The sequence below is a fragment of the Nitrosopumilus sp. Nsub genome (assembly GCF_001541925.1).
Taxonomy (GTDB): Archaea; Thermoproteota; Nitrososphaeria; order Nitrososphaerales; family Nitrosopumilaceae; genus Nitrosopumilus.
Genome location: NZ_LQMW01000017.1, coordinates 60,264 through 79,796, shown reverse-complemented (window position 1 = coordinate 79,796; position 19,533 = coordinate 60,264). Strand labels below are relative to the sequence as shown.

Here is a 19,533-nt window from a genome sequence, read left to right as displayed (position 1 = left end):
AATGATCATCAATGGGATGACCCTTCATTTTAGATCCTATTTTTTTGTTTGAACTGGATTCTGGTAAATCCATTATGAAACAAAATACTTTTTTTTCAATAGCATTTGTCAGTTCATTTTTCATTGATCTATAATGTTTTTCTTTGATTTATCTTCTTCTCTTGTTTTTTGATATCTTGGTTGGATCAAACTTAAATATTTTTTTTACATAAATATTATAACAAGAAAATGCCATTATTTGCAGGATTGAATGGTGGAGAGTAATGGAATCCTTTCTTTTCCATATTTCCTTGTTGTTTTAATATCCTTTTGATAATAACTCAAATTTTAAGTTCAGGTATTTTTTAGTAAAATTAACTATGCCTGAGGTCTACGTTTATTGTAAAACTTGTGGAAAAAAAGTAAAAGCTGTAGTTCTTACAGTTCATGAAAAGGAATACGATGAATCTATTCAGGGTTATAGGCGAACTGGAATGGTTAGAGTTTTAGAACATAATATTGGATTTAGAAAAACTTGTTCTGATACTTCACAAATGAAGGCAATTGTTTCATCTGACTCTAAAGATGAAAATGATGTTTTAAATTAACAAATAATTGTTAGAATTTCTAAAAGTTTTTTATTCTAATTGATATAGTTCTAATTTGCAATCTATACTGCAATCTGGAGTATCCCAATCGAGGGTCTGTTCTTTTGGTATCATTCCTAATGGATCGTAGTTGTCAAATTTTGTCATTGTTTGTACTGATGATAGCATTACTACTTTGGATTCATCTGATGATGACACATTAATTTGTGAATTTGATTGATTTGTGATTCCATTTGAAATATTTTTAATTGAATTGATTATTCCTACTGGGATATTTTCTCCTCCTGCTACATACAACATTGAACTCTTAACTGCATTTGGTGGAGCATTTTGGTATAGCATTTTTAATGAATCTCTTAGAGATTCTTCCATACTGTTTCCATCTTTACTTGTTGTGAGAATATTTGTTTCAGAATTTATTTCAGTTGTTCCAAGTGATTTTACTACGTGCATAATTGCTGAGTTAGCAATATTGTAACATGCTTTAGGAGTTAACTCTGGGTTGCTTTCTAGTAATGAATCATTATCTAATACAATTGTACATTGTGAATCTTCTCTGACTCTCTTTAGTGAAATTCCTGAATTGAATATTTTTTCTTTTTCATATTTGAATGGCATAATTGCAAATGTGATTAGTCCTTTGTCTGCATTATTGCATATTTCTGAGATTACTGGAGCAATTGCTGCACCTGCTTTTCCAGCCAAATTACTCATTAAAACAACTGTGGAGTATTGAGAAATTTTGGATTTGATGTCTTCAGATTTTTTGTATGTTGAACCTCTAATCAATTGAACTGATGGATTAATTATTGAATCTGTAGATATGTGAATTGAGTCACTACTTGATGAGCAATCTTTTGAATCGTTACTGATGACTAAGCAATCTGAATTTAGGGCATCTTTTGCTTCGTTTGCTAATTTTGAGCCTACTCCGCCTAATCCTATTACTAATACTGGTTCTTTTACTTGAAAACTCATTCTAATTTTATTCTCAGATTTACATAAAAAACCTTCTTACGTTTTTTTTATCAAATTTTAGATCGAAAAAATTTAGCTTGCGATCTTCCCAATTAGCCTTTTTCTGGTAGCGTTGGTGATTTCAACAATGTGTGAATCTCCAATTTTGACTTTTTCATCCACTGCAATAGGTTTGTAAGCATAGTTTCTTCCTTTGATTCCTTCCTCTGTGTTTTCATCAAACAATACTTTTCCTTTCCATCCGATCCATTTTTTGTTACTTTCTAAGGATATATTGTTGATCTGATCAAAAATTACTTTACTTCTTCTCTTAACTTCTGCTGCATCAATTTGTTCTAATTCTGCTGCATCTGTTCCTGGTCTGGCACTATACTTTGATAAATTGACAACATCTGGTTTTGTTTCATCCAATAATTGGATAGTTTTTTGAAAATCTTCTTCTGTTTCTGATGGAAATCCAACAATTATGTCTGTTGAAATTGTAAAGTTGTCAAATTTCTCTTTTGTCTTTTTTACAATTTCTCTAAATGTTTGACTAGTATGTCCTCTTTTCATGTCATTTAGTACTTTATCGCTTCCGCTTTGAACTGGAATGTGTAAAAACTTGAAAACTTTTTTGTTATCATATGACTCAATTAACTTTTCTTTAATTCTTGGCATATACATTGGATTCATCATTCCCACTCTTATCATGAAATCTTCTGGAATTTCTGAAACTGTATTTACTAATGAAGGTAAATCTGTTCCTATGTCCAATCCGTAACATCCATTGTCTGTTGATGTCAGCCAAACTTCTTTACACCCCTCTTTAATTTCTGTTTTAACTTGTCTCACAATGTCTCCTAATCTGTAACTTGAAAGATCCCCTTTTGATAATTTAGTTTGACAAAATGTACATTCGCTCATACATCCACTTGCAATTTCCACAATTCCTACGGTTGGATTTAATCTGACTTTTGGTAATCCTACTTTTGATACATCTGAATCTTCTAGGGCAATTTGCTTTTTGCCTCCTAATGTGGAGTTAATCACTTCTAATGTTTTTCCTAATGAACTTGGGCCAAGTAAGCTTGCATTTTTTGTAAATTTTTCAACATTTTCTTTTTCGGCTTTTGGTAGACATCCTGCAACGATTAGTGGTTTTGTTTTTAATGATTTGATTCTGTACATCATTTTATCTGCTGTTGTATCTTTAACTGAACATGTAACTATGAGATTAAGATCTGATTCTGTTGAATCTGTTGCCAATGTGTGTCCTCCATTGACAATCAATCCTGAAATCATTTCTGAATCTGCAAAACTAGCAGAGCAGCCATAGGCTTCTACAAAGATTTTTGCCATAACTTATCTAAACAGTGAATCTATTTCTTTGTTGGTCATTAGTTTCTTTGAAACTACTAATTCTCTAATTGTCTTTCCAGTTTTTAGTGATTCTTTGAATAGTTCTGCTGACTTCAAATATCCTATCTTTGGAGTAAGTAAAGTTACTATTACTGGACTGTTTTCGATATTTTCTTGAAGTTTTTGTTTATTTGCAGTCAATCCATCAATTAGATTTGCAGAAAATATTGGTAAAAAATTCTTGAGCATATCTGTTGATTCTAATACTGATTTTAGCATTCCAGGTAACATTACATTTAGTTCAAATTGTCCGCCTTGTGCTGCATATGATACTGCTGTATCATTTCCTATGATATTAAAACAAATCATGTTCATGCATTCAGCCAGTGATGGGTTTACTTTACCTGGCATGATTGATGAACCTGCATGAACTGCTGGAATTCCTAATTCTGCCAAACCTGCAATTGGGCCTGATGCCATTAATCTGACATCGTTTGCAATTTTTCCAATCTCTAATGCCAAGTTTCTTAATGCTCCTGATGCATTTGCAACTGGGAATTTGCTTTGTAAGCTAAATTGCATGTCAGGTTCTGGTTTTAATTTAAGTTTAGAAATTTTACTTAGTTCTGTTATTGCAATTTTCCTATATCCTTTTGGTGTGTTTGCACCATTGCCGACTGCTGTGCCTCCAAGTGCAACATTTTGTAATTCTTTTTGTGCTGCAACGAGATTGTTTTTGGCTTTTGTTATGGATGTGGTGTAAGCTGCAAATTCACTGCCCAATGTAATTGGCAATGCATCCATCAAATGTGTTCTTCCAATTTTTTTAAATGATGAAAATTCTTTTGCTTTTTTAGATAATGATTTAATTAAAATTTCTACTGCTGGAATTGTTTCTTTAAGATTCATCAAAATTGCAACATGCATTGCTGTTGGATATGTATCGTTACTTGACTGTGACATGTTTACATGATCATTTGGATGTAAGAATTCATACTGTCCTTTTTTCTTATGTAGAATTTCTAATGCCACATTTGAAATAACTTCATTAGAGTTCATGTTAAATGCAGTTCCTGCACCTGAATTGATCATATCGACAACAAATTGGTCAGTGAATTTACCTGACAAAATTTTGTCACATGCTGATACAATGGCTTTTCCACGTTTAGTATCAATTACTTTTGTTTTCATATTTGCAACTGCAGCAGATCTCTTGATCATTACAAAGGCATCAATCAAATTTTTGTGAGCTTTGTTTCCTGTTACATGATATTGATTAATTGCTCTACCCGTAAATGCTCCATAATATGCATCTGCAGGAATTTTGACTTTGCCTAATGAATCTTGATCTGATCGAAACTTCATGTTGACTTTACCGTTTTCACTTTTATTATTCATTTCTTTTGAACTGATTCTAAACATATAGAATGAGAATCTATTAAAATAAACACTAGAAAAGATCGTTAGAATGATGAAAATTCAGGTTTAGTATTTATAGGGAAATTCGGTATTTGTACCATGAATAAGAAATTCAGTATGCTCTTTACAATTGCAGCAGTAGCTGTAATGGGAGCAACCTTATTCGGAAGCACATACACACAAACCCAAATTAGTGGACAATCACTCGACATCAACAAAATGGATGCCGATGTAATTGAGAAAATCCATCAAATGGGTGGCTTACAACTTGTAATGCCAAAAGCATTCGCAGAAACCGATTGTGGAGTACTTGAGTCCTCTGGACGAACAGTACACGACTTTCAACTAACCGGTGAGAGCCATGAAATGCCTCTCGTAACTGGTGAAACTTACAATGCAATGACCTTTAGTGGACAAATCCCAGGTCCAACATTGAGAGTTACCCAAGGTGACGTTGTAAAGATGACACTAACTATTCCATCTGATGAAATGGTAGGACACGGAAATGACATGCACGCATCTCAGATAACTGCAGGAGCATTTGAATCCGTTAATCCAGGTGAATCCACAACTTACTGTTATATTGCTGAATCCGCAGGAATTTTCAAATACCATTGTTCTGGTGTTAAACTCGCTGCTATGGATCAACACGTACTTTCCGGCATGTACGGAATTGCAATCGTTGACCCAGCAAACGGTTACAAGAAATTAATGGTTGAGAAAACCAGTGGAAGCGGTGAATTAGACAGAGTTTTCTACGATGCTGATGCATTAGAGTTCCAGCTACAATACAGCCAGTTGTACTTAACTGACGGTAATTATGATATGGGCAAAATGATGTCTCATCAAAACACTGCAACAGTAGTCAACGGCATGCAATTTGGTTATGTTCCAAACATGGCACACAACTTACTTGTAATGGGTGACCCAGAAAAGAAAATCAGTGCTGTTCTACAAGCCAGAGATGGTCTTGACTTAGAAGAACAACAAGGACAACTCTTATTTGTTGAAAATGATCAACACGTAAGACTTTTCATTGAGAACCAAGGTAACGAACCAGTCTTCTTCCACATTGTAGGAGAAATCTTGGATAGAGTTACACAAGGTAACAGAGTTCAATCTGCTGCCACTGAAACATGGTTAGTCGGAGGTTCACAAGGTATGATTGTAGATTTGGTATTTGATGAGCCAGGAGTTTATGCAGCAGTTAACCACGACTATGCAGCAATCTATTCCGGTGCAGTAACAGTATTTGTTGCAGGTGATCCATTCAACTTAAACCCAATCGTTGAAGGCTTAGGTATGGACGCAGTACCATCATACGCATATGTCTTAGGTAATCCAAGTGATGCAGTCCCACCAATGGGTCAAAACAGCATTGCTCACCCAGCATTAAACATCCATGGTATGTATACCGATGAAGTTATTTCTGATTTGAAAGCAGACGGTGCTATCCCACTATGGGAAGTAGTTCCTGAATTAGCTGGACCAATCATTGAAGTAATGACAGACTTAGGTCGTATCTAGACCAATTTTATTTTATTTTTTTATTTTTTTTAATGAATTATATGCCGCATTTCATTTTAGATTTTATTGAGTTTTGAAGATTCTGTACTAATTTGTGATGAAGTAGATCCAGTACTAACTAAAATTTTAACTGATAATGGTCTAAAGGTTGCATATGAACCAGAAATAACTCCTGCACAAATTTTAGAAAAAATTTCTACTTTTAACATTGTTATTGTGAGAAGTAGGACAACTATAACAAAAGAGATTATTGACAAAGCTGATAATTGTAAAATAATTGCACGTGTTGGTGTTGGATTAGATAATGTTGATCAAGAAGCTGCTAAAGCAAAAAACATTCGTGTAATTAATGCTGTAGAAGGTGCAATGAATGCTGTTGCTGAATTAGTTTTAGGTTTGATGTTATCTTTGGCACGTCAAACTGCTAGAGGTGATAGGGCAATCCGTGATGGAAAATGGCTCAAAAAAGAACTAAAGGGAACAGAACTTCGTGGAAAATATTTGGGTATTATTGGATTAGGAAATATTGGTAAAAGATTAGGTAGATTAGCACGTGCACTAAACATGAATATTATTGGATATGATGTAATGCCAATTGATGAGGAATTTGCAAAAGAGGTTGGTTTAATGAAAGCTGATTTGAATACTTTGTTACAAAGTTGTGATTATGTCTCAATTCATGTTCCATTGTTAGATTCAACTCATCATTTATTGGATGCACAAAAAATGTCAACAATGAAAAATACTGCAAAAATTATCAATACTTCTAGAGGTGGTGTTGTTGATGAGGATGCTTTGTATGAGGCAATCAAAAATGGTACTTTGGGTGGAGCAGCTTTAGATGTTTTTGAACAAGAACCTGCAACTGGTAATAAATTGGCAGAACTTGATAATGTGATTTTAACTCCTCATATTGGTGCTCAAACAAAAGAGGCTCAATCTTTGGCTGCAAATGTCATTGGTGAAAAAATTATTCAAATCCTTAGAGGCGTAATTTAGAATTTAAACACTATAGTTTGTGCCTGACATTAAAAAATATTCAAAAAAATTGACTTGTACGTGATTAATAATCGGCTCTTTGATTTTAACACCATTTTTGAGTTAAAAATTTGTGTTAGAAAAACAAAATGTTGGTAATTTAAAGTCTGAAACTTTGCATTTTCCTAATGTTAGTACTTTGATGAAAATTTCTCTAGGTTTGATTCTCTTTACAATGATTTCTACAGTGTTAGTTTATGCTGAAACATCTGATAATGGAGTTGTTCAAATTATTGAAAATGGTTATCTTGAAGACAATAGTCAATACCTTGACAATACTTTATTTTCATCTTCCCCTGGCTCAACGATTACTATAATCAATAATGATGTTGTTTCACATGTGTTAGTTAGTGGTAATGCAAATTCTAATCGAGCATCAACCATTAATTATGATACTTTTTTAGTTTGTGAATTTGATCCTAATGATACTCAAACATCTGATACTCAAACTGATGATAACCCATGTGATTTTAACAAAGATAATAGAATAGTTACTGACATAATTCCTCCTGGGGAATCTGTTTCATTTACACTGACTGAACTTGGAACTTATCGAATAATTGATCCTGATTATCCTTGGATTGAATTTGTTATCTATAGCTTTCCTGATTCCGATTCATCTAACAATGTTAACTCTGGATTCCCTATAGATGAGGAAACTGCAGAACAAACATCTATCTCTGAACCTACAGCCATTCCTTCTATTGAAACTCTTTCAGTAACTGTTGATGGTATGCCTTTTGATGTTGATTTTACTGCCATGGGTTTGACTGTATATGAAATAGAATCTGATACTGATTCAATGTCTCTAATTTTTTATGTTAATGTAAATGACTCATCTGGAAAACTAGATGTCACATTTGATCGAAATTTCTTTGATTCCATTTATGACGGTGTTGATGATAAATTCTTTATTTTATCTGATGGGGATGAAACAATTTTCAGAGAAACTCAAACTACCTTTGAAAGTAGAACATTAAGTATTGATGTTCCTTTGGGAACTGAAGAATTAGAAATAATTGGCTCAGAATTTGGTTTCTCAAAAGTAATTTCTGCCCCTGTTATTGAAACCCCTGTTATTGAAACCCCTGTTATTGAAACCCCTGTTATTGAAACCCCTGTTATTGAAACCCTTCCTACAAATGAATGTGGTCCTGGAACTATTTTAGAAAATAATGTCTGTGTATTAGATCAACGTTGTGGTCCTGGAACTATTTTAGAAAATAATGTCTGTGTGTTAGATTCCTCTGAATCCAGTTCTACTGCAAGTTCTGCATCTCCTTCATCTAATAAAGAAATGATAATCAGTTTTGCAATTGCTTTTGGAGTTGCTGGAGTTGTTGCAATTATTTTGGCTTTAATTGCTAAAGCACACAAAAAGAAAGATTAGTTTCAGTTCCAATCCTTAATTTTTCAGAATTTATGATGCTCCTAATCATGAATATGCTAAAAAATAATTACTAAAATTTCAATAATTAAAAATCTATCCTAACTCGTTAGTTCTATTATCTGCAATTAAAATAATTTTTTCATCAATTAAATATTGCAAATTTTTTGTAAACATTTGATCTGAAATCATTCCCATTATCCATCCATTGCCTATGCTTTTGACCCATTGGGGAATTTTTATTTTACTAATATTTTCTTCAGTAATCTCAAATGGTATTTCTATTAATTTTTTATCAACAAGATTTTGAAATCCACTGAGTAACATTCCATCTGTAAATTCTCCATTAATCCATCTAATTATTACTGGTTTCATAGTATCTGAAATACACAAGTTATCTGAATCAATTAAATCAAATTCTAAAGTTATTGTTGCTCCTGAATATTCAATATCTATAAAATATTTTCCTGATGGGAAAATGTCTTTTTGAAATGGATATGATGATGGTATTGGATTTGATAATTTTTCTATTGGAATTGGAATTGCACTACTTTTTTTATCTGCTTCATCTCTGATGTGAATTATTGCATGTTCTCCTGTAATTTCAGATACTACAATGGTGTATGATAATTTTTCACAATATGTGTAAGTTGTTTTTTCAATTGTAGCTGTCATTTGTGGTTCTGCAAATACTGATGATGAAATACTACCAGTACTTCCAATTAATACAACAAAAAATATAATTTTCATAGATACCATGGATTTAGAATTAATTTTGATCAATAAATATCTGAAATTTATACTTGGTAATCTTTTTTAATCACTCTGAACAAAAGTAGTCATAGCGTTTTCTGCGGAAGCATATCTTTGAGTTGATGTTAATTCATCACTCAAAGACATTTTAATTCACTAGTGTTGCTTAGATTGAATTCAACCATTTTATATGTGCTGAAATTTGTGCTAAAATCTGTGAAAAATTACAATTTTTCTTAATTTTCTGAAATCAGTTATTATAGGGGATTTTTATCATTTCTTATATGCCTAGTCATCAAGATAAAACCTGGATCCGACTTTGGAAAGAAAATGCACCTGAACTTCGTTCACGTGTAATTGGATGGCGGAAACAAAATGCTATCACTCGAATTGATAAACCAAGTCGTTTAGAAAGAGCTAGAAGATTAGGTTACAAAGCAAAACAAGGTATTGTTGTTGTTAGAATGAGAGTTGGTACTGGTGGTATGAGAAAACAAAGACCTACTGGTGGTAGAAGACCAAAACATCTTGGTGTAACTCGAATTAAAGCTGATGATGATATGAAAACTGTTGCAGAAAGAAGAGTTCTTGAACGTTATCCAAATATGAAACTTTTAGGTTCATACTTTATCTATAAAGATGGTAAACATTATTGGTTTGAAGTAATTCTTGCAGATCCATCTCATCCAAGAATTGCACAAGATAAGGAATTAAACAGACGAGTTACACAATCTGCATAGATTGAAATCACTAATCATATTTTCAATAGTATTACTTTTTGTAATAACTCCTGCTTATGGACAATTACTATCTGATGCAACTGGATTAATTAATCGAATCGATATTCAAACTTCTGGCCATGATTTTGAAGTTGTATTAACTTCAAATTTTGATTTAATCGATTATAGTTTTGATAAAAATAGTAAACAATTTACCCTTTACCTTGATAGTGGACTCGAAAATAATTTGGGCGAATTAGTTATTCCCTCTACTTTGCTAAATGGCGATTTAACGTTTTATCTTAATGACCAAGAATTTTTTCCAAAAATCCAATCTAGTGAAAGAGTTCATTTCATCACTATGGAATTTTCTGGCTCTGGCTCTAATGTGATTTCAATTAGTGGTACTGAATATTTAGTTGGCATGGATGAGATAATTCCCCTTGAAAATGATTCTTCTGAAACATCTGATGATGATTTTTTGCCTCCTGATGGACAATTTGATACAACGTCATTTGATAATAATTTAGTGTGGCTTATTGTGGGTGGAATTGTAGTTGCAATAGTTGTGGTTGTTGCAATAAAGTTTGTTAAAAAATAAAAATTTAATCTTCGTCAAGTATCTGTTGAATCATTCCATCAATATGTCCTGTTTGACCAAATGATACATCTCTTAGAATTCCTTTTCTATCTACTAAAATTACTGAAGGGGTACCTTGAAGTGAAAAATTTTCAAATGTTTCTGCAGAATACTCTTTCGATTTCATGTGGTCTTTGACTCTCTGAATTATTTGATTTCTATAGTCTTCTGGTTGTGAATCAAAGTTTGGAATTTGAGGATAGATAAATTCTAATATTTTTTCTTGACTAATTTCACCAGAATTTTTTGTTAACATATCCATTCCTAATGGAAATGGAATTTTAAATGATAATTTGCTTCCATCTTGTAATTGACCATATTGTGATAAAGCACTTTTTGTTTCACCAACTACTTCGCCAGTTTCTGCTAACATCTTCAAGTTATCTAAAGTATTTTTATCAAAGTCTTCAAAAGCAGTTGCAAGACCTAAAACTCTTACTCCTTCATCTTTGTATTTTTCATAAATGTTAATTGCTTCTGGAATTGCATGCATAAAACATCCTGGACAATTTACTTGAAAAACTTCTAGTAATACAATGTGATCTTTTTCCTGATCAAAATTTGTTGGGGTTCCTTGGACCCATTCTGAAACTCCAAAATTTGGTGCTTTTTCACCTATTTTTACAGTCATATCTATCAACCATATTTTTTACGTTAAATACATACCCCCTTTTTCTTTTTAAGTACGCTAATATAGAACAGCGAAAATTTTCAAGTAAATTGCAAGCAGTAACTGATGAAAGATTAGCCCTTTTTGCAGAAATGGAATCAAAATATGAAAATAATGATACTGAATATTTTGTTTCCCTTTTGGATCACTCTGATTATGTTGTTAGAACAAGAGCTACTTGCATTTTGGTAGATTTTGGTGGAGAGGATAAAATCCCACATATTGCTAAAGTTTTAAAAAATGATGACAATGAATTGGTTCGTCACGAAGCTGCTTTTTCATTAGGTCAAATGTCTTATTCTTCAGCTATTCCTCCGCTTATTGACTCAACTCTAAATGATCCAAGTATGTTTGTACGACATGAAGCAGCAATAGCTTTGGGAGTGGTAGGAAATAAAGATGCTAAAGAGGCTTTACAAAAAGCACTAAACGATCCTGATGAACCTGTAGTAGAATCAGCTGTTGTGGCACTATCTAATATTGAATTTATGGAAACTTTAAGTAAGAATGAAAAATTTGCTAAATTAACAGGTGGATGAGATGAATCTTACATATAGTGTAATTGCAGTTGTTGGAGTTTTAGTTGCAATAACTTTATTTCTAATTGTTGCTGATCCAAATGAAACACCAGAATCTCGTGAGCTTACAATTCCTGAAAATAATATTGCTCAAATTGAAGAAGAACTTAATCAAATTTCAGTAAACCCTAGTTTACTTACTAGCACAAGTAATGTTGGTGAAGCATTAGTGTTTGAAGTTGAATTTATGGATGATGATGGAAACATTGTCGACCATGTAAACTATGATGTCGTTGCAACTCAAAGTTCTGATTCAATTCTTTCAGATTCTGCAGCACATCGTCACCCTGGAAAATATCCTGTTCATGAAAGTAGTACATTAGATGATTCAACTGTTGACATTAAAGTTGTTGTACAAGGTTTAGGTCATGGAGATGATATTTTTGGTCCTAAAGGGGTTGAAACTGCATTTACTTTAACTCCAGTAGTTGCAGCACAAACTGCAACTAGTACTGAAATTAGAACTGCAGATAATTCTGGAATGAGTATGGATTGTCAAGCATCATTAGATTGCTATACTCCTAGTATTGTTACAGTAAGTGTTGGTGATGTAGTAACCATGATAAATTCTGATTCTACTGCCGCAATGCATTCTTTTACTGCAGGCACAGTTGATGGATTTACTCCTTCCCCAAGTGGAACATTTGATACTGGAATCATGAGTGGAGATGACACTTTTGAATGGGTTCCAGAAAGTATAGGCGAAGTACCCTACTACTGTCTATTACATACTTGGATGCAGGGAACAATTATCATAGAATAATTTTTTACATTAAATCTAAAATTAATTTTGTGATTTATGTTGTCTATTAATCAAAAAACTCCAAAGTTTCCTTGTATTGATTGTCATACTGATTGCTGTAAGGAATACACAATTTTTGTTAATGCTCATGATGTTCATCGACTTTCAAATGGGTTGAATTCTAAACCTGAAACTTTCTTGGAATTAATTGGTGCAAAAGATTATTCTTTGGGAATAAAAGTTGAAGAGGGTTTAGTAGATCTTGCCTTAAAACAAAATAATGGTGGATGTAAATTTCTTGAAGAAACTGATGATGTTTTTAGATGCACCGTTAATGATTTCAAACCTGGTGTATGCAAATCATATCCGTTTGAAATGAAAAATGGTAAGTTATCTCAAATGAGTGATATCCTGTGTCCTACTGACTGGGATCTTAATGGTTTTAAAGAAATGATGATGCCTCATCTAAAAAAAGATGAACTTGAATGGAAGTTTTATGATGTTCTTGTAAGGGAATGGAATTCAAAACATGAAGGAGAGTCCTTATCTAAATTTCTAAAATTTATGTTAAATCAAGTTGAATTATCTCTCAAAGTGCAATGACTTTACTTCCTTCTTCTTTTGATTCAAATTTGTAAATTTGCTCAACATTTGAGTCTTCAAAAATTTCTGCATCATGAGTGATAATTAAAAATTGCATGGGTGCTTCTGAATTAGAAATATCTGATAATTGTGACAATACTCTAACTAGTGATTTTTTTCTCTCAACATCAAGGTGAGTTGTTGGTTCATCAAGTATCATCAAATTTAGATTTGATGAGCCTAGTAAACTTGCCATTCCCAATCTTAATGCTAATGCTACGCTTACTTTTTCTCCACCACTTAGTGATTCTAATTCCAAAACTTCTGTTTTTGAATAACATGTAATTGAAACATCTCTTGCTTTTTCTGATAATGCGATTCTTTGAATTTTTGTATTGAGAAATGATAGATATTCTGAGGCTTTTACTGAAATTGAATTCAATGCCCATGATCTTAAACTTATTGCAACAGAACCATCTCTGCTGAAAATATTTGCTTGAACTTTATCTAATTTTGAAATATATTTTTTCACTTTTTTAAGCTCTAAAATTGATTTTTCAATCACATCTATTTGTTTTTCAGCTTTATCTATTTTTTCTAAAATTCCTCCTATTTGTTGATCAATTTGAGATAAACTTGTTTGTTTTTCTATAATTGTATTTTTAAGATCTTCAAATTCTTTTTCATTAAATCCATTTGTTTCTAATTCTAATTTCAAAATATTTTCAAAAATTAATTTCGCATGTTCATCTATTTGTGATATTTGTTTTAAATCATTATTATTTGTTAATGGTAATTTTTCTTTTTGAATTTGGGTTTCTTTTTGAATTTCAATTAATTCTTCTTTTGTATTTATTGAGTGTGCTCTGAGAGTTGCTTCTGCATCTCTTGTTTTTTGTACTTTTTCCAAAAATTCTTTTTTCTTTTGAGTATACAATTCTCTTTCTTCTTCTTTTAATTTGATATTTTCTTGTAATTTGACTATCTCTTCATTGATATGATCTACTTGGAAAAGCGGATTTAATTTTTCTACCGTTGAATCACAGACTGGACATTTATTGTCTTTTAATTGTAGTTTTGATGCTAGAATTTGTTTTTCTTTTAAAGATACAATTTGATTTGTCATTTCTTGAATTTTATTTAATGAATCTTCTAATGCTTCCTCAACTTTCTGGATTTTTGTCTCAAAATCGATTTTCAGTTTAATTACGTCAAAACATCCTTCACAATCACGTATTTTACGCTCATTTTCACTAATTTTTTGCTGAATTCCTTTCATTGTTTCTTTTACGTATTTTGATAATTCTTCCTTTCGTAATTCTAATTGGTTGATTTTGTCAATTTTTGGTGTTTCCGTTTCCAATTCTTTTTGTAATTTTTTTAACTCTTCTTGAATCTGTTTTTGTTTTAATTCTAATTGATTTTTTTCAGGCTCAGATTCTTTGATATCTTGGTAATATTTCTCAAAATCTCGTTCTAAAATATCAATATGTGTATCATCATATCCTAAATCTGTTTTAATTTTTTCACGAAATTCCTTTATTACTTTTTTCATTGATTCTGATGCGACATCTAATTTATCTATTCCAATTATTGCATTAAGTAATTCTTTGAATTCTTTTGGTTTTGCATTAATTATTGAATTTAATTCCCCTTGCTGTACAATTGATGCAATTTTTAATTTCTCAAAATCCATTCCTATTGTTTTTTCAACTTGTTCTGTCATTGACTCTCCAAATTGTTTTCTTTCTCCTGCTGCAATTTCTATTCTGTTGTTATCTGTTATTTCAGAAAATGTTGCAACTAAACTTCCTTTACTGTCTATTTTTCTGACTGTTTCATATTTTTTACCATTTATTGAAAATTCAATTTTTGAATAACCTTGATTTGATCCTCTTTTAATCAATCCTTTATTTGACTTTCTTGTATGTTGTCCAAATAGTGAAAATGTAATTCCATCAATTATGCTTGATTTTCCAGCACCATTTTCTCCAACAAAAATTGTTACTCCTTTCTCAAAATCTAATTTTGTTTCTGAATGTGCTAAGAAATCTCCTAATTCAATTGAAGTAATCATTGTTCTTCCTCCTTTTTGAATTTTTCATAATCGTCTACAATTATTTCAAGTGCTTCGTTAATTCCGTCAGTTGATAATTTTGGTAGTAGTTCTTTTATTGCAAAATTTATATCTTTTTCAGAATCTAAGATTTTTGCTGAAAGTCTAAACATTTCATCTTCAATGACATTTGGTCTATCTAGAAATACTGATGAATCTGATGTTTGTTTTGTAGTGATTTTCCAAAAACATCTTAGTGATAATGTATTCAATCTGGCAATTTGTGCCTGAATCTGGTCTGTTTCTATCTCTTCACCTTGTATTTTTACTTCAATAATTGGTTTTTTTGTGAGATTACTGATTTTTTCTACAATTTGATCAATTGTTTTTGCTAGTTCTTTGTATTCTGTATTAAATGAGAATTGGGGTCTAATGTCTAATTCAATCCATTTTGGTACTGCTTCATCTCCTGAAATATCTACTTCAAAAAACCCCTTTTTGATTTCTTTAATTCCTTCACTAGTTGTTAATTCGATGGAACCTGGATATGCGATTGGACCTTTAAGATGATTGAACTGTTTGATATCTTTGTCATGTAAATGACCCATTGCATAATATGTGAAATTTTTTGGCAAGTCTGTTGATTGCAATTCTCCTGCAAATTTGTTAAATTCTGTAATTCCTTGATGTAATACCAGTATTTTATGCCCTGCAAATTTTTCTACATTTTTTTCTAAATCTGAAAATATTTCTTCATATTGAGGCATTTCTGTTTTTCTGATTTTATCTAATCCTGCTAACATGATTCCTTTGTATTCAATTGGTTTTCCATTTCCTATGTATTTTGAAAATCCTAAATTATGGTATATGTATGGAATTGGTGTTGTTCTAATTCTACTAATGTCGTGTTCTCCTAAAATAAAAAATGAATCAATGTTATTTTCTTTAAGACGTTTTAGTGCATTTCCCATTTGTACGATTGCAGTTCCATTTGGATTTGGCACATGAAAAATATCTCCTGCAAAAATTACAAAATCTACATTATCCTCAATTGATTTATCAATTGCTTGATTGAAAACATCATACACATCTTGTTCTCTTTCATTGGAACCATATTGTACTAATCCCAAATGTGTATCTGAAATATGCGAAAATAACATTAGTCTAACAACAAATCTTTTTGAACTAACCCTTGTGTGGATTCTATTCCGACATTTTTCATTTTATCTGCCTTTATCCAAGCTTTAGTTGCACTTTGATCTGCTCCCATTTTCTTTTCTTTAACTTCTTCTACGTGTACCATTGATGGTAAATTTGTCCATTGGCCAACAAGAACTGCATCTCCTACGTTTAATGATGTTAATTGTGATATCAATTCACGACTAGTAGATTCTGTGGCTGAGGCTATTTGTCGTTGATCATCTTCTTGAATGATTTTCATTATTGCAAATGAGCCCATTTGACTCAGAATATTAAGATCCACACTGCGTGGTCTTTGAGAGACTATGCCTAAGCCCACTCCAAATTTTCTTCCTTCTCTTGCAATTTTTGCAGCCCAATATTTTGCTGCAGTATCATGATCTTTTGGAATGAATACATGTGCTTCTTCAAGGATTATGAAAACAGGTTCAAAGAATTTGTAATCTTTTTGCTTTTTTGATTTTCCATGTTTTGCAATCGTTGCATTCTTTCTATCTTTTAGTAATTGCTGTAAATAAAATCCCATTGCTACATTGGCTTGTTTTTCTGATAATTCTGAAATGTTAATGATGTTTGTACATCCTTCTTTGATGTAGTCCATTGGATTTCCAATTTCTGGATCCAAAATATCATCAAATCTTCTTTGTGCATCTTCAATGATGTCTTGCACTCTGTATGCTGATGTTCTGATTTCTTTTAATTTTTTATCCTCTGAATTTACAAGTAAATCTACTTCATATTCTAATTTATTCCAAAATTCTCCTGCCTCTTTAACTTCTTGAGTAAATGACATTCTTAATACTCGTTGTTGCACATCTGCATTTTCTCTAATTTCTAAAACTTCTGAAAATTGATCTGCTTCTAACAACCTTGGATTAATTTTTGCGTCAATTACATTCACATTTGGAATGTTTAGTGTTGTGTAATCATTATGGTAATCAAAAATTATTACAGTTCCTTTTACTTCTGAAATCTTTTTTGTGATTAATGAAACTAGGTTACTTTTACCCATTCCCGTCATAGCTAAAATTCCTAGATGTCTTGAAACGATTCTATCTAGATTGATTTTAGCTTCAATTTTTTTATTTCTCAATAAATTACCAATTTTTAACCATCCATCTTTTTTTGGACTGAAAATTTCTTCTAAATCTTGATTTGTTGGCTGTGTAATTTCTGTACCTGGGATTGGTGGAATTGCAGGTATTATTGACTGACCTCTGCGTAAATTCTCTAAAAATCCTAAAATTCCAATATGAGCTGTGAATGTTTTATCTCTCTTGTTAATGTCTGCAATTTCTGTACTTTCTTCTGCTTCATGAAAATTTCTTACATCTGTAAATGCTGCACTTGAAACTGATGATCTTTCCACTAATCCTAAGATTTCTCCTTCATCAATACTGATTTTGATATATTCTCCAACCGATAATGATCGAGATGTAATTGCTGTAACTGATGTAGGTTTTGATTCTCCTACGACAAATCCTAAACTCAACCTAATACCTCTCTTGATCCAATTTCATTACTCAATCCTAACAAACTAACCATTTTACCAAGTTCCTTATCTGATATTTTACAGTTATTATGTGCAAGTTTTAATGCGTATGGATATCCTCCTATACTTGTTTTAAACAGTTTATTCATGATTGATTTAATTTCATCGTTATCATGTTTTCCTCCTAAAAATTCTAATTTGATAATTGGTGTTGAATCACTTAGTCTAACAAATGTGGATGAAATTATTTTATCTAGTCCATAATTTTTTTCTACAAATATTTCACTGAAACCTGGACCATTTGTTATGTGGTTATAATAAAAAATATCTCCTGCCAAAGATCCTAAATTTTCAAATTGTTTTTTTGTGTTTGATGTTTTTGCAATAAATATGACGTTTCTTTTTTTGTTCATTGTTCTAACAACTTGTGCATCTAATGCAGATTGTCTTGTCATAAATTGTGAGTGTAGGGATCCATCCATTAAAACTAAATCAACTTGTTCAACTGTTTTTTCGCAAGCATCAATTTCCATTTTGCTTGCAATTCTTGAAAGATCAGTATCTGAACCTAAACCTGACTCATGTAAATCCACAAGAATTTCTCCATCAGATTTTATTGAAACTGCTGTAGTTGCCCATAATTCAATTCCCTGAAATTTTGTATTATTGAAACTGCTGTCTATTCCTGCTGTACTCACATTTTCTTTAGTAGGCGTAAAATCATTCCAATTGGCACGTGCTTTTTGTAAAATTTGCTCAAATTTAGGACCTTTTAGAATTGATAGCATTTTTTCTCTATTGATAATTGCATCTTTGTAAACAGTATTGAGCACATCATTACTTGGTATGTTTGAATAAAATCTTTAGGTTATGTTGACATTTGACAAAGGTGATCCATTAAAACCATTTTTTGAATGTGATTTTATAATTATGTCAATTTTTGGACTATCATTAATTAAGAGAACTTTTCTATTCTGATTACTTGAAAAAAATTGGATTATTGGGGTGTGGTGTAATGGGAACCCAGATTGCACTTGCAATTGACTCTGGCAAAATTCCTGGAATTTTAACACATGTATATGATGATTCTAAAGAGGCTTCTTCTGCACTTGTTTCAAAACTAAAGAATAAGCCTGAAATTGTAGAAAACTCACATTTGCTTTCTTCTCATTCTGTAAATATTGTTGTTGAAGCTGCTTCTCAAAATGCCGTTAGAGATGATGGATTGAGTATTTTACAAAATAAACGTGATTTTATGATAATGAGTGTTGGTGCATTATTAGATGAATCCATTTACGATATCTTGTATGATGCATGTGATCATTTTAAAAAAACAATTTACCTTCCATCTGGAGCAATTGCAGGATTAGATGGATTAAAGTCAATTAAAGACGAACTGGACTCCGTATCAATTACTACTACCAAACATCCTCGTTCATTAAAGGGTGCAAAATTTTTTGAATCTTCTGAAATTAATTTAGATTCACTTGATTCTTCAACCATTATTTTTGAAGGAACTGCTCGTGATGCAGTTATGCTATTTCCTGCAAACATCAACGTAGCTGCACTTGTATCTTTATCTGGAATTGGTAGTGATAAGACATCTGTCAAAATTATTGCTGATCCTAATACTGATAAAAACACTCATCATATTGAGGCAATAGGTAAATCTGGAAAAATGACTTTTACTATTGAAAATACCCCCGACCCACAAAATCCAAAAACTAGTAGATTGGCCATTTTATCTGCTATTGAGACTTTGAGAAAGTATTGTTCAGATGACATTCAAATTGGCACTTAAATGGCAAAACTTGCCGCTTTTAG

General features: G+C 31.8%; 19 protein-coding genes. 10 read left to right on the top strand and 9 right to left on the bottom strand.

From position 1 onward, the window contains the following. Positions 1-359 precede the first annotated feature (359 nt). Complete coding sequence (locus AW732_RS03635; protein ID WP_067958648.1) at positions 360-587, top strand: hypothetical protein; 228 nt, start codon at positions 360-362, stop codon at positions 585-587. A gap of 30 nt (positions 588-617) precedes the next feature. Here AW732_RS03635 and AW732_RS03630 read toward each other — a convergent pair whose 3' ends face one another. From AW732_RS03630 to AW732_RS03620, 3 genes are all read right to left on the bottom strand, one after another. Further along, entirely contained in the window at positions 618-1,565 is a 948-nt protein-coding gene (locus tag AW732_RS03630) for a hypothetical protein (protein ID WP_067958642.1), read from the bottom strand. A gap of 72 nt (positions 1,566-1,637) precedes the next feature. After that, positions 1,638-2,906: a tRNA (N(6)-L-threonylcarbamoyladenosine(37)-C(2))-methylthiotransferase gene (locus tag AW732_RS03625; RefSeq protein ID WP_067958640.1), complete on the bottom strand. Its 1,269-nt coding sequence runs from the start codon at positions 2,904-2,906 to the stop codon at positions 1,638-1,640. A 3-nt stretch (positions 2,907-2,909) separates the two neighbouring features. Further along, positions 2,910-4,271: an aspartate ammonia-lyase gene (locus tag AW732_RS03620; protein WP_067959049.1), complete on the bottom strand. Its 1,362-nt coding sequence runs from the start codon at positions 4,269-4,271 to the stop codon at positions 2,910-2,912. 171 nt (positions 4,272-4,442) lie between these two features. Here AW732_RS03620 and AW732_RS03615 point away from each other — a divergent pair, with 171 nt between their 5' ends. From AW732_RS03615 to AW732_RS08905, 3 genes are all read left to right on the top strand, one after another. Next, positions 4,443-5,852 carry a multicopper oxidase domain-containing protein gene (locus AW732_RS03615; protein ID WP_067958638.1) on the top strand — a complete coding sequence of 470 codons (1,410 nt, stop codon included), beginning with the start codon at positions 4,443-4,445 and terminating at the stop codon, positions 5,850-5,852. Between the two features lie 66 nt (positions 5,853-5,918). Further along, positions 5,919-6,851, top strand: coding sequence for a D-2-hydroxyacid dehydrogenase (locus tag AW732_RS03610; protein ID WP_067958635.1), 933 nt, complete (start codon positions 5,919-5,921; stop codon positions 6,849-6,851). Positions 6,852-6,963: 112 nt separating this feature from the next. Next, entirely contained in the window at positions 6,964-8,280 is a 1,317-nt protein-coding gene (locus AW732_RS08905; protein WP_067958632.1) for a hypothetical protein, read from the top strand. Between the two features lie 93 nt (positions 8,281-8,373). On the opposite strand, the gene AW732_RS03600 is transcribed toward AW732_RS08905, so the two are convergent. Next, positions 8,374-9,036 carry a hypothetical protein gene (locus AW732_RS03600; RefSeq protein ID WP_253805554.1) on the bottom strand — a complete coding sequence of 221 codons (663 nt, stop codon included), beginning with the start codon at positions 9,034-9,036 and terminating at the stop codon, positions 8,374-8,376. 278 nt (positions 9,037-9,314) lie between these two features. On the opposite strand from AW732_RS03600, the gene AW732_RS03595 reads away from it, so the two are divergent. Both AW732_RS03595 and AW732_RS03590 read left to right on the top strand, forming a co-directional pair. Next, the gene (locus tag AW732_RS03595; RefSeq protein WP_067958629.1) at positions 9,315-9,770 is read left to right on the top strand and encodes a 50S ribosomal protein L15e; all 456 of its coding nucleotides are present in this window, start codon (positions 9,315-9,317) and stop codon (positions 9,768-9,770) included. 1 nt (position 9,771) lies between these two features. Then, positions 9,772-10,350, top strand: coding sequence for a hypothetical protein (locus AW732_RS03590; RefSeq protein ID WP_067958612.1), 579 nt, complete (start codon positions 9,772-9,774; stop codon positions 10,348-10,350). Between the two features lie 4 nt (positions 10,351-10,354). Here the strand turns inward: AW732_RS03590 and AW732_RS03585 are convergent, their stop codons facing one another. Further along, complete coding sequence (locus tag AW732_RS03585; protein WP_067959044.1) at positions 10,355-11,020, bottom strand: redoxin domain-containing protein; 666 nt, start codon at positions 11,018-11,020, stop codon at positions 10,355-10,357. An 89-nt stretch (positions 11,021-11,109) separates the two neighbouring features. On the opposite strand from AW732_RS03585, the gene AW732_RS03580 reads away from it, so the two are divergent. From AW732_RS03580 to AW732_RS03570, 3 genes are read left to right on the top strand one after another with little or no spacing between them, the layout of a single operon-like run. Continuing rightward, positions 11,110-11,598, top strand: a complete 489-nt coding sequence (locus tag AW732_RS03580; RefSeq protein ID WP_067958610.1) for a HEAT repeat domain-containing protein — start codon at positions 11,110-11,112, stop codon at positions 11,596-11,598. A gap of 1 nt (position 11,599) precedes the next feature. Further along, entirely contained in the window at positions 11,600-12,400 is an 801-nt protein-coding gene (locus tag AW732_RS03575) for a hypothetical protein (RefSeq protein WP_067958608.1), read from the top strand. Between the two features lie 39 nt (positions 12,401-12,439). After that, a complete protein-coding gene (locus AW732_RS03570) occupies positions 12,440-12,982 on the top strand; it encodes a YkgJ family cysteine cluster protein (RefSeq protein WP_253805553.1) in 543 nt (180 codons plus the stop codon). On the opposite strand, the gene AW732_RS03565 is transcribed toward AW732_RS03570, so the two are convergent. Genes AW732_RS03565 through AW732_RS03550 form a run of 4 tightly spaced genes read right to left on the bottom strand, consistent with a single transcriptional unit; the run spans position 12,969 to position 18,497 of the window. Next, complete coding sequence (locus tag AW732_RS03565) at positions 12,969-15,038, bottom strand: AAA family ATPase (protein ID WP_067958605.1); 2,070 nt, start codon at positions 15,036-15,038, stop codon at positions 12,969-12,971. The two genes, AW732_RS03570 and AW732_RS03565, sit on opposite strands and share 14 nt — an antisense overlap. Next, positions 15,035-16,177 (bottom strand): DNA repair exonuclease, encoded by a 1,143-nt coding sequence (locus tag AW732_RS03560; RefSeq protein WP_067958599.1) that lies wholly within the window; start codon positions 16,175-16,177, stop codon positions 15,035-15,037. Before AW732_RS03560 ends, AW732_RS03565 begins: the two co-directional genes overlap by 4 nt. Next, a complete protein-coding gene (locus tag AW732_RS03555; protein ID WP_067958596.1) occupies positions 16,177-17,709 on the bottom strand; it encodes an ATP-binding protein in 1,533 nt (510 codons plus the stop codon). The genes AW732_RS03560 and AW732_RS03555 overlap by 1 nt, the downstream gene beginning before the upstream one ends. Then, positions 17,706-18,497 carry a DNA double-strand break repair nuclease NurA gene (locus AW732_RS03550; protein WP_082697412.1) on the bottom strand — a complete coding sequence of 264 codons (792 nt, stop codon included), beginning with the start codon at positions 18,495-18,497 and terminating at the stop codon, positions 17,706-17,708. The genes AW732_RS03555 and AW732_RS03550 overlap by 4 nt, the downstream gene beginning before the upstream one ends. A 194-nt stretch (positions 18,498-18,691) precedes the next feature. On the opposite strand from AW732_RS03550, the gene nadX reads away from it, so the two are divergent. Continuing rightward, positions 18,692-19,510, top strand: a complete 819-nt coding sequence (gene nadX / locus AW732_RS03545; protein ID WP_067958591.1) for an aspartate dehydrogenase — start codon at positions 18,692-18,694, stop codon at positions 19,508-19,510. The last annotated feature ends 23 nt before the right edge of the window (positions 19,511-19,533 follow it).

Excerpts from the sequence above, each read along its gene's own strand:
- AW732_RS03635 (WP_067958648.1), top strand. The coding sequence starts at position 360 with ATGCCTGAGGTCTACGTTTATTGTAAAACTTGTGGAAAAAAAGTAAAA.
- AW732_RS03620 (WP_067959049.1), bottom strand. The coding sequence starts at position 4,271 with ATGAAGTTTCGATCAGATCAAGATTCATTAGGCAAAGTCAAAATTCCT.
- AW732_RS03625 (WP_067958640.1), bottom strand. The coding sequence starts at position 2,906 with ATGGCAAAAATCTTTGTAGAAGCCTATGGCTGCTCTGCTAGTTTTGCA.
- AW732_RS03560 (WP_067958599.1), bottom strand. The coding sequence starts at position 16,177 with ATGTTATTTTCGCATATTTCAGATACACATTTGGGATTAGTACAATAT.
- AW732_RS03585 (WP_067959044.1), bottom strand. The coding sequence starts at position 11,020 with ATGACTGTAAAAATAGGTGAAAAAGCACCAAATTTTGGAGTTTCAGAA.
- AW732_RS03595 (WP_067958629.1), top strand. The coding sequence starts at position 9,315 with ATGCCTAGTCATCAAGATAAAACCTGGATCCGACTTTGGAAAGAAAAT.
- AW732_RS03600 (WP_253805554.1), bottom strand. The coding sequence starts at position 9,036 with ATGGTATCTATGAAAATTATATTTTTTGTTGTATTAATTGGAAGTACT.
- AW732_RS03615 (WP_067958638.1), top strand. The coding sequence starts at position 4,443 with ATGCTCTTTACAATTGCAGCAGTAGCTGTAATGGGAGCAACCTTATTC.
- AW732_RS03565 (WP_067958605.1), bottom strand. The coding sequence starts at position 15,038 with ATGATTACTTCAATTGAATTAGGAGATTTCTTAGCACATTCAGAAACA.
- AW732_RS03575 (WP_067958608.1), top strand. The coding sequence starts at position 11,600 with ATGAATCTTACATATAGTGTAATTGCAGTTGTTGGAGTTTTAGTTGCA.
- AW732_RS03630 (WP_067958642.1), bottom strand. The coding sequence starts at position 1,565 with ATGAGTTTTCAAGTAAAAGAACCAGTATTAGTAATAGGATTAGGCGGA.
- AW732_RS03550 (WP_082697412.1), bottom strand. The coding sequence starts at position 18,497 with ATGCTATCAATTCTAAAAGGTCCTAAATTTGAGCAAATTTTACAAAAA.